Source organism: Aphanizomenon sp. UHCC 0183 (assembly GCF_009712065.1).
Classification (GTDB): Bacteria; Cyanobacteriota; Cyanobacteriia; order Cyanobacteriales; family Nostocaceae; genus Dolichospermum; species Dolichospermum heterosporum.
Map to the genome: position 1 here is coordinate 20,220 of NZ_VILC01000046.1, position 14,897 is coordinate 35,116.

Sequence of the window (14,897 nt, forward strand, 5' to 3'; positions counted from 1 at the left end):
TTGATTCTGTGAATTTACTTGTGTGGTGAGAGAACAGGGAACAGGAAAGACAGAATTGATACCTACTGAGTCTTGTTCAAAAATGAAATAGGAGTCCTATAAGTAAGTTAACACAATAAAACCAAACTATGTAAAGAGACGTAAAATCGCTGAAAACTTCTTTACTCTTGCCTTACTATAACAACAATTTTTAACGCCAATCTACTTAACATTTCCATGGAAATGTTGGGTTTACTTGCGTCAACCCAACCGACTGGATGGAATTTAATTATTTTTGGTTTCAGCATGACCGTTACGAATAGACCATGCTAATTCTAACATTTGTGTCCAGCGTTTTTGCAGTTGTTTAGGAGTACATTGAACAGCTTTAGAAATAAGTTGATCACTTTGACAAGCAGTTTTTAGTTCAAAAATTTGCTGTTGCTGTGGTGTGAGTTGATTCCAAAAAATATCCCATTGCTGGGAAGATAAACCTAACTTATGTTCTAAACCAGCACCTAACCATTGATGAACTAATTGCCATTGGTGCTGTTTGGCAAACTTCTCAACATGATATTTAAATCTTTGTTGTAAATAATCGCGTTGACGACTGGTTAAACCGAGAATTTGGTCAATTTCCGGTGCAGAAAGATCCTGGAGTTTGAGAGTCAAGTAATTCATACAATCAGATTGTCCTTGAGACTCCAGATATTTCATCAATTCGGTAATCACGCGATTGCGTTCCGACTCTTCAGAAGGGTCAAAACCAGGTTTAGCAATCATTTGTGAGCGAATTTGCTGCACTGCCACATTGCGTTGATAAGATTCTGCTTCTTCCGTTTTCGCCGAATCCACTGCCATTTCAATATCTACAGTAGTTTCTTGGGGTTGACGACGGGCAAAACCTTGAGCGCGTAAAACAATTAGTTGTTGATTAGCACCACCAGGTAAATTAATCCGGCGTTTGGCATATTGTTCTGTAAATGCCATATACTCAGCTACTTGTAACTGAGTACGGGGGGTGTAATCTTCAGGTAGTTCGGTTTCTCGACGGAAAGCTTTAATTGCTTCGATATAAAAAGCTTGTAAAAAATCTTCAATCAGATTGTAACGAGCCTCAAATCCTAAATCTGAGCCTGCAACAGTTACGTGACGATAAACAATTGCGCCTAAGCTGCTGTGTAATTCTACTCGTCCTTGTTTAGAACCAAGTTGATAGTAACGGAGGCACTTTTGTAAGCGATGTCTTCCTAATGTAATTTGCCAAGACTGAATTTGTCCTGAGTTTTGAATGCGGGAGCTTTTATCACATATCCGTTCTACTTCTTTGGCTATGCGTCCAACAACATCTTGTACACCTGAAGTGGCGGATTTAACTTGAGATTGCATCTCATGGGATAAAAGTTGTACTAATGTATCGCTGGTAGGAACAGACAATTCTTCAAGAGAAATATAGCTATCAAAAGCAGATGTAGAATTAGGCAGATTGGCGATGTTAGCTTTCATGACTTTTCTATAAAATTGGTATTGCACCTTAACTCAAACGCATATACAGTATTTAAGGCCAGTCTCAGGAGTAAAAATCTTTGGGGATTTATGCCTCAAAACTCACCAACTAGACTCCTGATATGTAAACACTGTAGGAAATTTCCAAAGTTAAGGGCTTGTTAATTGTGTCGCTTTATTTTTAGCAACTAAATCAAAGATGGCATAATAGATATTCACTCTGAGGACAAATTGCCAAAACCTTAGTCATGCTGAGATTGGCCGATAGCCTGTGTGGTATAGCCATAATTTCATGACTGGGATGAGAGTGCCTGGGAGGATGACAATTTCAAAATTGGAGTCAGGTGATCATAATAATTAGCGCAACGGAGTCCAAAACAAGGGGTTGCACTTGTAAAGCTTTATTCTTAAACCCAAGTAGCTACAGCTTCCCAACCTAAACCTCTCCGAATAATAACTGGTTCTTCATCGGTCAAATCTAAAATGGTAGACACTTGATATGTAGGTTCTTCGGCAGTGTCGATAATGATATCTACCAATTTATCCAAATGGTCATATAAATCTACCCGTGACAACATTGGTTGTTTTCCGTTTTCAACTATTTCCTGGTCTTCGTCATTTGCTCTAATATGAGCCGAAGTAGAAATAATCGGGTTTCCTAATGCTTCCATTAATGCCAAACAAACGTTATGATTTGGCACTCGAATTCCTGTGGTTTTGCGTTTGGGACTTTGTACTAGTCGCGGTACTAATTTGGTAGCAGGGAGCAAAAATGTGTAGGGTCCTGGTATTAACCGCTTCATTAGTCGGTAGGCTGTATCACTTACGAAGGCATAAGTCGCCACATTGGAGAGTGAGGGACATAAAAATGTTAGTGGTTTATCATTTGCTAACTGTTTGATTTGCCGCACTCTTTCCACCGCCGACTTGGCATTCAAGTCACAACCAATTGCATAAACTGTATCTGTAGGGTAGAGCATGATAGCGCCACTTAATAACGCTAACTTTATTTCCTCTATTCGGCGGCTTTGAGGATTATCAGGATGAATGGTGAATATTTTGGCCATAATAAGGTGGGGAGTAGGTGACAGGTGACAGGTGACAGGTGACAGAGAAGAAACAGGGGTGTAGGATGCAGGGGGCAAGGGGGAAGAATTTTCCCAATGACTGATGACTAATGACTAATGACTAATAAATTTATGAATAAAATTGTTTATCTTCAATGTCCAACAGGGGTTTCTGGTGATATGTGTTTGGGGGCGTTGGTTAGTCTGGGTGTGCCTGTGGAGTATTTGATAGAACAACTCAATGGCTTGGGAATTGAGCAAGAATACCGATTGTGGGCGGAATTGGTTCACCGTCAAGGTCAACAAGCGACTAAGGTTCATGTAGATTTGGTTTCTCATCATCACCATCATCATTCTCACAATGAACATGATCACAACCACACCCGTCATTTGCCAGAAATAGAGGAGATGATTGTTAAGGGGAATTTGCCAGTGCAGGCGGAAGCTTGGAGTTTAGCTGTTTTCCGACAGTTGGCAGTTGCAGAGGGGGCTGTTCATGGCATCGCACCGGAAAAAGTTCATTTTCATGAAGTGGGTGCGGTGGATGCGATTGTGGATATTGTTGGTACTTGTTTAGGGTTGGATTGGTTGGGTATTGATAGCGATCGCCAGGGTTTGCCTTTGCTATACTGCTCTGCATTTCCAACGGGAGGTGGTACTGTTAATGCGGCACATGGAAGAATGGCTGTACCAGTACCAGCGGTGTTAAAGTTGTGGGAAATGCGGGGTTGTCCAGTTTATAGCAATGGTATTGACAGAGAATTGGTAACACCAACGGGGGCGGCGATCGCTACTACCTTAGTTCAAGACTTTGGTTCACCACCACCAATGACTATCAAACAGGTAGGATTAGGGGCGGGTTCTCTAGATTTACCCATTCCCAATATACTACGGCTTTGGTACGGTGAAAATGAATCTTTACAGACTGATAACTCTAATTTAGCGGAATATTCCCCAAATTTAGAAACGATTACTGTCCTAGAAACTCAAATAGATGACTTAAATCCTCAAGTATTTGGTTATGTATTTGAGGCTTTATTTGCTGCGGGTGCGGTGGATGTGTTTACTCAACCGATAGGGATGAAAAAGTCACGAACTGGAATTTTATTAACTGTGATTTCTCATCCTGAAAAGTTAGCTAGTTGTGAAGCAGTTTTATTTCGAGAAACTAGCACTTTAGGCATTCGTCGCACTACTCAAAAACGGGCAATTTTACAACGGGAAATGCAAAATGTAGACACTATTTATGGAACAATATCGGTAAAAGTGGCATGGACAGGAACAGCTACGGAAAAGGTAATTACTAATGTGCAGCCAGAATATGAAGATTGTGCAGAATTAGCACGAAAAAATAATATTCCTTGGCGAGAAATTCATCGTTTGGCGTTAGAAAGTTGGTATTTGCAAAATCAAAATTAACAAAAACACAAAAACAAGATCCCCGACTTCTCTAAGAAGTCGGGGATCTAAATCCTTTTAAAATGAAGAAAATTATTCGTTGGTTGATTTTAGGTGGAACGCTGTTTTTTTTGCTGAAAGCCTTAAAAGATAATTGGTTAGGAGTTAGTGCTATTCGGATTAATATTACCGGATGGTTAATATTAGCAACTGCTACAAGTGTAACTTTATTGGCTCATATTTGGGCGGGTTGGATTTGGACTTGGGTACTCAGGGAGTTAAATCAATCTGTATCTGCTATTGAGTTTATCCAAGTTTATTTAAAAACGAATATTGCTAAATATTTACCTGGGAATGTCTGGCATTATTATGGGCGAATCATGGCGGCTAAAAATGCTAATATCCCTACGAATATTGCCACTTTAAGTGTTTTGTTAGAACCACTATTAATGTTAGCAGCAGCTTTAATTATTATTGTTTTATTTGGTACTCAAATTATTGTTAATAATCTGAATTATAATTTAATTATTCTCCAATTTTTAGCTTTAATAATTGTCTTAGGTGTACTTGATCCCCGATTTTTAAACCCAGCAATTCAACTTTTAGAACGTTGGAAAAATAAAAAATCTGCTGGAGAAAATCAGCTAATTGATATTTTTATAATTCAACGCTATCCGGTAAAACCATTATTAGGAGAATTAGTTTTTTTAGGGTTGCGGGCTGCTGGATTTATATTAACTATAATGGCGTTAACTTCTGTAAATTGGGAGCAAATACCCTTATTAGTGGGGGCTTTTAGTTGTGCTTGGGTATTGGGGTTAGTTGTTCCTGGTGCGCCTGGTGGTTTGGGCGTGTTTGAAACCACAGCGATGTTACTGTTACAATATCATTTTCCGGCGGCTTTGGTGATTAGTGCGATCGCACTTTATCGGCTCATTAGTATCTTAGCAGAAACTATCGGCGCGTCCTTAGCTTGGTTGTATGAACGAATTAGTAAATAATCTTCATGAAGCTATTTGATAAATTGCAGGACGGTATTTAGGTTCAGGAATAGATTTACCCTGTAATTTTGCAGTTTCTAACCATGCTGCTTTTGCTTGCAAAACTTCAGATAATGCTTCTTCTTCAGTGTCACCAAATGCAGAACAGTATTTTAAATCTGGAATATCTGCTATATAACCCCCGTCTTCTTCACTATAGAAAATATTAATATGGTAGTTTTTCATTTTTAATCCTCTAAAGTTAATCCATATTCTTCAATGATAGCTAAAAATTGTTTGACTTGATATGGAACAGCTTGACCATTTCGATTTTGTAAGTTAATAATTTTCTCTATGTTTTGATGAATAAAAATATGATGACTACCATTAACTCTTGATAAACAAAATCCAAAGGCCTCAACTAAATTCACAAATTCATTAAATTGAATATTTTTAGAACCAGCAAGAACTTTATCTAGTAACTTCCGTTTTTTTGACATTTATCAACTCATAGCATTTTTTATAAAAGTGCGCTCAATTTTTTCATCGTTTTTTCTATCTCTGTGTCCTCTGCGCCTCTGCGGTTCGATAAATTACTATTAAACCACAGACGCACAAAGTAAAAAAGATATTAATCCCCAGAGTTTATCAAATAATACTATTGCCATTAATTATATATTTTTTATTACTAGCAACCATCTAGGCTGTTGACTTTGAACCCTTTACCCCATAAGGCTTCATGCAAAAAATGTGTCGTGTGTTCTTGTGGGAAAACCCCTGCAACAGGTGTTTTCCCACAAACAAAAAATAACACGAATAATTTTCCGAAAAATCCCTCAAAAACACACAAAGTCAACAGCCTACCCAAAGACTAACTTTTAATCCCCAGTAATAGAAAGTTCACTCACCCAAACTCTAGGAGCAACTCCTCCTGGTGTTAATTCCACCTCTTTCTCCACATAAACAATTGATTTCAAAAGTTCCAAGAAATCCCCAGCTACCGTTGCGGACTCAATACTGGTTTTCTCACCTTTGTTAACTAACCAACCATCAAAAGGCAAAGAAAAAGAACCTTGTAAAGCCTTAACACCCGCATGGAGAGCTTGTAAATCATCAATTAAAATCACATTTTCCGCAGTTTCTAGACTCAATTCTTTCTCAGGAGTTCCCGCCGCAAAAACGTGATAAAAATTCGGACTAACGCTAACTTTTGCGCCAATACTAGCATTACCTGTAGGTTGAGCATTTAACCGTTTAGCAGTTCCCGCACTATGCAAAAAGCTAGTTAAAATGCCCTTTTCTATTAACTTAATTTGCCGGGTAGGAGTACCCTCACCATCAAAACTTTCTGCACCAATATTAGCAGGGTGTAAAGCATCATCATAAACTGAAAGTAAAGGTGAAGCTAGTTCTTTACCAATATCATCAGTTTTCGATAAACTTTGATTATCCAGAATACTTTGGGCGTTAAATAAATTAGAAAAAGCACCTAACAAACTTAAAAAAGCTTCAGGAGAAAAAACTACTTGATACTTACCAGTTTTGATTTTTTCATAATGCAAATGACTGATAGTTTTCTGGGCAGTTTCCTTGATACAACCAGCAATATCTAAATCAGCGACACTTTCCTTAACTCGATAAGCACTACCACTGCGGGGTTTCTTACCTTCTTCTTCAGTTTTGCTGTACAAATAAATAGAAGCTAAGGAATGAGATTCAGTTCTCACAGCACCATCACTATTGAGATAAAATCTGTCAATATCCCTTTGTGCTAACCCATTATAAGGCACACTTGTAATAGCAGGATGGGTTGCTAGTAATTCTTTTTCTGCCACTAATAGCTTTTCTATTAGTTCAGAAACAGGTGCTTGCAGTGCCTTTTCTTGGTGTTTATTAGGGATAGGAATAGTGGCTTCTGGACTAAAATCAGGAACATTTTCTTTCACACCAAAAAAACTCGCTTCATAAGCAGTTTTCAAAGCTAATTCTAATCCTTTAGTATCTACATCTGTAGTGCTGGTAACACCCATTGTATTTTCTTCATTCCAAACCCGAACTGTTACCCCAGAACGATTGGAAGCTTTAACTTGTTTAGGTTCACCTTGGTCAACTTGAACACTGGTATCATCTACAGTTGAGCCGTAAATATCAAACTTTTTAATGCCAAGTTTGGCAGCATTTTCTTGAGCGGAGGTGGCGATTTCTTGTATTTTTGTCATGATGAATTAATTTCTAAATTTTGAACGCAGACGAACGCAGATAAACGCAGATAATATAGCTTATCTGTTTTTATCTCAATACAGTTTAGTTAAAAATTTTTTCTTCTCTCTGTGTCCTCTGTGCCTCTGTGGTTCGTTTAAAAAATGACTTTCACAAAGAGTTCTAGATTTAACTAAACCGTATTGGTTTTTATCTGCCGCCGACAGTGATGGAATCAACCTTAATATGGGGTTGTCCAACAGTTGTATAAATACTGCCACTAACAGAACCACAAAAGCCGGGAGCTAATTCTAAATCTTGAGAACATAGGGAGATTTTATTCATGATTTCCTTAGCTTCACCGATGAGAGTAGCGCCTTTTAATGGTTTGGTAATTTTGCCATTTTCTATTAAGTAAGCTTCATCAACACTAAAGTTAAATTGACCTGTTGCGCCGACACTGCCGCCACCCATTTTCTTACAGTAAATGCCTTTATCAACGGAGGCAAATAGGTCTTCTGTTGTGTGTTCACCACAATCAATATATGTATTTCGCATCCGACTAGCGGCAGCAAATGTATAATTTTGACGGCGGCCACTACCTGTTCTGGGGTGTCCAGTCCGCACTGAACCGGTTCTATCAGCTAGGAAGTTTTTGAGAATGCCTTTTTCAATTAATAATGTTCTTTGAGCGGGCATTCCTTCATCGTCCATATCAATAGTCCCAAAGGCGTTATCAGTGCGTCCTTCATCCCAAGCAGTCAGGCTTTCATGGGCGATTTTCTCACATTTTTTATCGGCAAATGGTGTGGTTTTGTGTTCAATTTGAGTGGTTTCTAAAAGGTGTCCACAGGCTTCATGGAAAATTACACCGCCAAAATGATTAGCCATAATAATGGGGTAAGTTCCTGATTCTACGTAATCTGCATAAAGCATTTTACCGGCTGATTCGGCGATTTGTTCGGAGGCTTGTTGATAATCCCAGGTTCTCAGGAAGTTAGAGTCACTGGTGTTACCAGCACGTTCGCCAATGGAGGCACGGTTAGCACCGTCAGCACAAAGCAGGTTAAACCCAACGGATTGGGTGAGGCGGATATCACGGGCAAATGTACCGTCACTGGCAGCAACTAATACTTCTTGCCAATCACGGAAGTAGGAAGCGCGGCGAGATTGGACGTGGGTAGCTTTTTTGTTAAGTTGGGCTGTACCATCAAGGAGGACTTCTCCCATTTCGCGGATAGAACTGCACAAGGGCAGCCAACCGTCTTTACCGCGTTTTGTGGCGTAGTCTCTGAGTAATTCTAGGTTGATTTCGGGGATGAAACCAGTGGGTCCGGGTAGTTGTAAGCCTAAGATGGAAAGAGCTTTTTCTAAAGCAGCTTTTAAACCGGCAAATGTCAGGTTATTGGTGCTAACGTAGCAGTCAGCTTTGCCACGAAATACTCGGACTCCTGCACCGGTAGCTAAACTGGGGGAAATGCTGGTAATGGTGTCTTCTTCGGCTAAACAACTGATGTAGTTGCGACGTTCTAAGAAGTATTCTACAAAATCTGCTCCGGCGGCGCGTCCTAGTCCTAAAAGGGTTGCCAGAGGGGCTTCCCAAGTGTCATCGAAGCGTTCTGTGGTGGATAAATATTGTAAACTGGGAAGTTGATTTGAGAGAAGTAGGGTATTTGTAAGCATGAAGTGCCTCGTCTGCTGGCGTTATCTACAGATGTAACTGAAAAAAATCCTGGTGTGTTCAGTCTAACAAATCTATGAAAGTCGTTGTTGGCAGTTAGGCTGTAGGGTTTTCCGCCATTTGCAGATGAATTTAGTTCATACTCTCATTATTTTCCACGACTACTGCGGCGTGTAGGTAGGTTAGGTTGTGGTGGTTCTTGAGATTTTAAACCATTATCATCAGTCAGAAATTCTACATGAAAACCTTTTTCATGATAGTAATACCAACCCAAGACTACAATACTCGCATCTCCCATAGAAGTTTTTTCTACAGCTTGATTAGGAAATTTATCTGCTAAATTTTTCAATCCTTCTGCTTCCCATAGTACAATTTGTTCACGAAAAGCAGCCCAAGGACTTGTTTCATCAGCAGCATAAATCATGATTTGGGCAAATTTTCCTGATGTTATTCTTTTACTATCTGAATTTGTAGTTTTAGCTTGGGCAATATGATTACCTGTTTCTATAACTGTGGCTAATGGAAGTACCAAGGTTGTTCCTTTTTCAATTTCTGTGATAATTTTCTCGTTAACAAGTTCAAAGTCCCATTTATTATTACCAGCAGTTTCTTTACCTGGAACTTTTAACCAAACGCACAATAAAGATGTATCTATTAATAAAACTTTTCTCATATTTTTAATTACTCCCCATGAGAAAGGCTGCGTTCAATTGCACCTTTAGTTGTCATTTGTCCCAAGGAATAAGATGCAAATAATTTGGGGAAGTTGTCAATATCTTCTAAAAGGGTAAGTTTACTTTCTCCTGTTTCTGAATCTCGATGTGCGACAACTACAAAGGGAACTATTTCCGAACCAAAAGCATCAAGTAAGGCTGGGTTATGGGTTGTGAGTAAAATATCAATATTGCGTTTAGTGCCAATTTCTTTTAATATTTTCACCAATAATGCTGCACGGGAAGGATGTAAACCATTATCTATTTCTTCTATAACAATTTGACTACCTTCAGGACGAGTTAATAATGCTGTGAGAATGGCTAGAAAGCGTAATGTTCCATCTGACATACTTCTCGCATCAATTTCTGTAATTTCTCCTGGTTTCCATTCTTCCTGACAATAAAGCATTGCATCTGTACCCAATCTTCCTACTTTTTCAGCCCATACTTTTTTAATATCACCTTCTGGTAAATCTTGGATGTAGTAAGATAGATTTGATTCTACTTTTGCTTTTTGTTCTTCTGGTAATGCTGCTAATACACCTGCAATATTTGAACCATCACTTTCTATATTTTCAGAAAGTCTTGAGTAATTACGCATTGTCAAAGGAATAGGATTTAAAATATGGATATTTTTAATTGTTGGTAAAATAACATTATCAATTATTTTCTGTAGGTGATTCTCGCCAAAGTCTCGTTTTTCATTAATTTCATCAAGCATTTTTTGTCTTTTATCTTTGTTTTCGATATTATCAATTGCCAATATATCTAAATAATTATCTAAATATTTACTTCGATCAAGATTAGACCCTTGGTAGTTAGGTAACGTAGGTTTACTACTATAAATTTGACTAACTGGATTGATTACAAAAATACTTTCTGGAACATAAGTATGATTTTTAAAATCATCTGTTTCTATAGATTCTTGTTTAAGATAAACACCTTCACCTTTTCTTAAAATAATATTATATAAATAATCCTTTTCTTCATCTCCAACTAATAGCTTTAAACTAAACTCATTTTCACCTTTCCTTGCAGCTAATTCAACACCACCACGAATAGAAGAAAGTGTTTTATCTCCTGCTAAAGCTGCTTCAATATTTTCACCGTTCGCTATTCTCTGCAAAAATTCCAAAGCTTCAACCACATTAGACTTACCACTTGCATTAGTGCCAATAAGCACAGTTAAAGGATCAAGTGGAAGTTCAGCATAACGGAAACTTTTCCAATTTTCGAGAATGAGTTTTTTCAGCATCATCAAAACTACATATATTTTATTTAGTTAATACTTATAATATAAACCAGATTTTCTTTATTCTGCGTCAGTCTTGCTGGTTGATATCGTCATTTTTGATGTTAGCATAGTAAAAAGGTGCAATAAGAGGAAGCTTGATAAACCTTAGTTATACCAAAAAGGATTAAAATTTGTAAGATATGGTGAGGGGGTAAGATCCTTTTTCACCTTTGAGGCTATTCTATATTTTATCCAACTATCAACACCCTCATTCCCCTCAATGATTATTTTATCAAGGGTGGATAATTGCCGACTTGACTGTATTTTGTTTCTAAATATTGCGAAAATTGATTTAAAACCAATTTTTATTCAGCAGTTTGTTACTGACAATGACCACAAACATTAACATACCAAACTGAATTTGCCAAGGTGATAACACTAAACTTACAATAAAAATGACGGCTGTGAACACACCTGCAATATTGGTGATTTCATCATCATTTCTTTGGAAGAGATAGCCAGTCATTACACCTGTAACTAATGTTATTAAGAAAAATAAAGGCATTTTCACTAATCTCCAAACTACGAGCTACTGTTTAATACCAGTAGATTTTAACCTTCTTCAAGAACGTTATTAACATTATACTTAAGTAAGACAAAATGGCAACAAATTTATTCTCAACTGATGAAATTAGCTATTCTCAAATGATGCCATTATTTGCTAAATTAAGTTAACACTATCTATTCGTGCTGGAATCAATTTAACACTTTCAATTTAAATATCCAATGTTGAACATTTCCCAACTCCTCGCAACTGAACTAAAACTTAAACCCCACCAAGTACAAAACGCCCTAGAACTCTTAGCAGAAGGGGCAACAATTCCCTTTATTGCGCGTTACCGTAAAGAACGCACTGATGAAATGGATGAAGTGCAATTACGGGATTTACAAGATAGGCATAATTACTTAACGGAGTTAGAAGACAGAAAGAAAGTAATTGTGAATGCGATCGCTCAACAAGATAAACTTACCCCAGAACTACAAGCAAAAATAGCATCCTGTTTACAAAAAACTGAACTGGAAGATTTATATTTACCCTATCGTCCTAAACGTCGGACTCGTGCTACCATTGCTAGGGAAAAAGGGTTAGAAGCGCTCGCCAGATTTATTCAATCTCTAAATACAAAAAATGCTGTTTCTGCATCATTAGAGGAAGAATCAGCAAAGTATATTTCCGAAACTTTAGGAGTAAAAAGTGCAGATGAAGCTTTAAAAGGGGCATCTGATATCTTAGCAGAAGAAGTAGCAGAAAAAGCAGAATTACGCGCATATATCCGCGATTATCTTTTAGAAAATGGGCTGTTTGTTTCTCGGATTAAAGATGACCATCCCGAAGGGACGACTAAATTTGAAATGTACCGCAATTATCAAATTAAAGTCAAAAATATTGCCCCTCATAATATGTTGGCTTTATGTCGAGGAAAAGATGAAAAAATCCTCAGTTGTGAAGTTGCTTATGACGAAGATTTTATCCTGGGTTATTTAGAATCTCAAGAAATTAAAACTAAGGTTAGTAACGTGCGTGAATTTTATCAAGTCATGTTAAAAGATAGTTTTAACCGCCTAATGAAAACTTCCTTAATTAGCGAAGTAACTAACGAGAAAAAAACCTTTGCTGATATAGAATCAATCAAAACCTTTGAAACCAATTTACGAGAATTGCTGTTATCAGCACCCGCAGGAATGAAACCTACAATGGCGATAGATCCTGGTTTTAGAACCGGGTGCAAAGTCGCTATACTAGATGAAACTGGACAATTTTTAGAATATCAAGCCGTATTTCCCCACCAAGCCGTAGAACAACGTCAAAAAGCCGCCCAAACTATTAAGAAATTACTGGAAAAATACCACATTCAATTAATTGCTATTGGTAACGGTACAGCGTCACGAGAAACAGAAGAATTTGTTGCCGAAGTATTACCAAATATAGCCCATAAACCAGTTAAAGTCATGGTAAATGAATCTGGTGCATCTATATATTCCGCCAGTGAAGTAGCTAGAGAAGAATTTCCTGATTTAGATATTACCGTGCGGGGTGCAATTAGTATTGGAAGAAGATTGCAAGATCCTTTAGCAGAATTAGTCAAAATAGATCCTAAATCAATTGGTGTAGGACAATATCAACATGACGTTGATCAAAAATTACTGAAAAAGAAATTAGATGAAACCGTCGAAAGTTGCGTTAACTATGTGGGTGTAGACTTAAATACAGCTTCTAAAGAACTTCTCACCTTTGTTTCGGGAATTACCCCAACCATAGCTAATAATATTATTGCCTATCGTAACGAAAATGGCGCATTTAAAAATCGTCGTCAACTCTTAAAAGTAGCCAAACTAGGACCAAAAGCCTTTGAACAAGCAGCAGGTTTTTTAAGAATTCGTGGTGGTGAAAATCCCTTAGATAATACCGCAGTTCATCCAGAAAGTTACTCCTTAGTGCAATCTATCGCGGCTGATTTAGGAGTATCCTTAAATCAAGTTACACAAGTTGCAGAAAAACTCAAAGAAGCCAACATCAAAAAATACGTTACCGACACCATTGGAGAACCAACCCTGCGCGACATTCTCAGCGAATTAGAAAAACCAGGCAGAGATCCTCGTGCTGAATTTAAATATGCTACCTTCAAAGAAGGAATCAAAGAAATTAAAGATCTAACCGTAGGAATGCAACTAGAAGGAATTATTACCAACGTTGCTAACTTCGGTGCTTTCGTTGATATTGGAGTCCATCAAGATGGTTTAGTGCATATTTCCCAACTTGCTGATAAATTTGTAGATGATCCGAAAAAAATTGTGAAAGTTGGACAAGTCGTTAAAGTGCAAGTTTTAGAAATCAACGAAAAACTCAAACGCATAGGTTTATCAATGAAAGGAATCAAACAATAATTACCTCTTCCTGATTTTTTATGTTAATCATAGCCCCCTCCTCGCTTGTGGGGCTACCGTGTACACACATCCTTACCCAAAGCGAGTTTTCCACAACGAGAAAGAATTTAGAGAAATCCACACAAAAGATGATCCTAGTGCTTACGCATTGACAAAGTTTTCTAAATATGTAATGTAGATTTTATCTCTTGTAGGGTGCGTCAGACCCAATAATTTAGTAAGGGACTTCCAAGAAATAAATTATCCTAATTAACGAACCACGGAGGCGCAGAGGACACAGAGGAATAATGGTTTGAGAGATTTTTGCGTTAGGTGATTGAGTATTTTTTTATTTGGAAGTCCCTAAGAGAGTTTTTGAAAAGTTATGGTTGATGTATCAAATATTTTTTACCCCACCCTAACCCTCCCCTTGTAAAGGGGAGGGAACTGGATTTTTATTGTTTCCCCCCTTTACAAGGGGGGACTAAGGGGGGTAGCAATGTGATGAAAATTACGGAATACCACTTTTCAAACATCCTCTAAGAGAGTTTTTGAATTTGTCATTGCGACCCCCAGGGAAGCGATCGGAAAATCTCTGAGTGAAGATGAGATTGCTTCATTCCACTAAGGGACTTTTGCTATTAGACTGGGAATTGATTCCCAGGCGGGCTATGGGTTTTACGTTAAGTTGACACCAATGAGCAGTCCAGTCTAAAGGACACGGGGATTCTTAAGACCAAAGGAGTCGTTTTTCATCTGTCCTTTGTATTCTGTTGTTGAATAATCTCGCTAATTTCTGCCAAACTTAAGTTTAAAACTTGTGCGATTTGTTCTCCAGTTAAACCCAATCCTATCAATCCAGGAACTGCATCTAACTTGGCTTTGCGTTCACCTTCTTCCTTTCCTTCTTCTTTTGCTTCTTGATAAAATCGGGTTTGTTTTAACTCACTTAATCCAAACATAGCTTCTATTTCCTCTCTATTCATTCTGGGGAACTTGTAAATTAAAATCGTCTCGATGATTTGTAATACTTGTTGCTGTTGAACTTCAGAATCTATCTCTTGCTTAGTTCTTGTGATTAATTCTCTGGCTTGGATAATAGAACTATCTTTCTTAGCGATGATTAGTTTTATTGTAGCAACACCAATTGGTAAAGATGCTATATCTTCTAATTCATCAAGATAAATAACTCTGACTCGTTGGCTGGTGAAGAAG

At 37.8% G+C, this 14,897-nt stretch carries 13 protein-coding genes; 3 read left to right on the plus strand and 10 right to left on the minus strand.

The window, feature by feature from the left end; translation table 11 throughout:
* Window positions 1-264: 264 nt before the first annotated feature.
* Together FJR37_RS16205 and FJR37_RS16210 are read right to left on the minus strand one after the other, a co-directional pair.
* A complete protein-coding gene (locus FJR37_RS16205) occupies window positions 265-1,485 on the minus strand; it encodes a HetZ-related protein (RefSeq protein ID WP_039201475.1) in 1,221 nt (406 codons plus the stop codon).
* A gap of 407 nt (window positions 1,486-1,892) precedes the next feature.
* Complete coding sequence (locus tag FJR37_RS16210; protein WP_039201477.1) at window positions 1,893-2,552, minus strand: L-threonylcarbamoyladenylate synthase; 660 nt, start codon at window positions 2,550-2,552, stop codon at window positions 1,893-1,895.
* Window positions 2,553-2,684: 132 nt separating this feature from the next.
* Between FJR37_RS16210 and larC the strand changes: the two genes are divergently transcribed.
* Together larC and FJR37_RS16220 are read left to right on the plus strand one after the other, a co-directional pair.
* Window positions 2,685-3,971 carry a nickel pincer cofactor biosynthesis protein LarC gene (larC, locus tag FJR37_RS16215; RefSeq protein WP_039201497.1) on the plus strand — a complete coding sequence of 429 codons (1,287 nt, stop codon included), beginning with the start codon at window positions 2,685-2,687 and terminating at the stop codon, window positions 3,969-3,971.
* Window positions 3,972-4,033: 62 nt separating this feature from the next.
* Window positions 4,034-4,951 (plus strand): lysylphosphatidylglycerol synthase domain-containing protein, encoded by a 918-nt coding sequence (locus FJR37_RS16220; RefSeq protein WP_168466527.1) that lies wholly within the window; start codon window positions 4,034-4,036, stop codon window positions 4,949-4,951.
* Window positions 4,952-4,954: 3 nt separating this feature from the next.
* Here FJR37_RS16220 and FJR37_RS16225 read toward each other — a convergent pair whose 3' ends face one another.
* From FJR37_RS16225 to FJR37_RS16255, 7 genes are all read right to left on the minus strand, one after another.
* Window positions 4,955-5,176 (minus strand): type II toxin-antitoxin system HicB family antitoxin, encoded by a 222-nt coding sequence (locus FJR37_RS16225; protein ID WP_168466528.1) that lies wholly within the window; start codon window positions 5,174-5,176, stop codon window positions 4,955-4,957.
* Between the two features lie 2 nt (window positions 5,177-5,178).
* A complete protein-coding gene (locus FJR37_RS16230; protein WP_168466529.1) occupies window positions 5,179-5,430 on the minus strand; it encodes a type II toxin-antitoxin system HicA family toxin in 252 nt (83 codons plus the stop codon).
* Window positions 5,431-5,808: 378 nt separating this feature from the next.
* Window positions 5,809-7,149, minus strand: coding sequence for a TldD/PmbA family protein (locus FJR37_RS16235; RefSeq protein WP_168466530.1), 1,341 nt, complete (start codon window positions 7,147-7,149; stop codon window positions 5,809-5,811).
* Between the two features lie 190 nt (window positions 7,150-7,339).
* Window positions 7,340-8,812 (minus strand): TldD/PmbA family protein, encoded by a 1,473-nt coding sequence (locus FJR37_RS16240; RefSeq protein ID WP_039201487.1) that lies wholly within the window; start codon window positions 8,810-8,812, stop codon window positions 7,340-7,342.
* A gap of 146 nt (window positions 8,813-8,958) precedes the next feature.
* Window positions 8,959-9,483: a hypothetical protein gene (locus FJR37_RS16245; protein WP_168466531.1), complete on the minus strand. Its 525-nt coding sequence runs from the start codon at window positions 9,481-9,483 to the stop codon at window positions 8,959-8,961.
* A gap of 8 nt (window positions 9,484-9,491) precedes the next feature.
* Window positions 9,492-10,778 carry an AAA family ATPase gene (locus FJR37_RS16250; RefSeq protein ID WP_168466532.1) on the minus strand — a complete coding sequence of 429 codons (1,287 nt, stop codon included), beginning with the start codon at window positions 10,776-10,778 and terminating at the stop codon, window positions 9,492-9,494.
* Window positions 10,779-11,109: 331 nt separating this feature from the next.
* Window positions 11,110-11,322, minus strand: a complete 213-nt coding sequence (locus tag FJR37_RS16255) for a hypothetical protein (protein ID WP_039202163.1) — start codon at window positions 11,320-11,322, stop codon at window positions 11,110-11,112.
* A gap of 221 nt (window positions 11,323-11,543) precedes the next feature.
* Between FJR37_RS16255 and FJR37_RS16260 the strand changes: the two genes are divergently transcribed.
* The gene (locus FJR37_RS16260) at window positions 11,544-13,703 is read left to right on the plus strand and encodes a Tex family protein (protein WP_168466533.1); all 2,160 of its coding nucleotides are present in this window, start codon (window positions 11,544-11,546) and stop codon (window positions 13,701-13,703) included.
* Between the two features lie 731 nt (window positions 13,704-14,434).
* Here FJR37_RS16260 and FJR37_RS16265 read toward each other — a convergent pair.
* Window positions 14,435-14,897 (minus strand): Rpn family recombination-promoting nuclease/putative transposase (locus tag FJR37_RS16265; protein WP_168466534.1); only part of this gene is annotated, 463 nt, incomplete at its 5' end.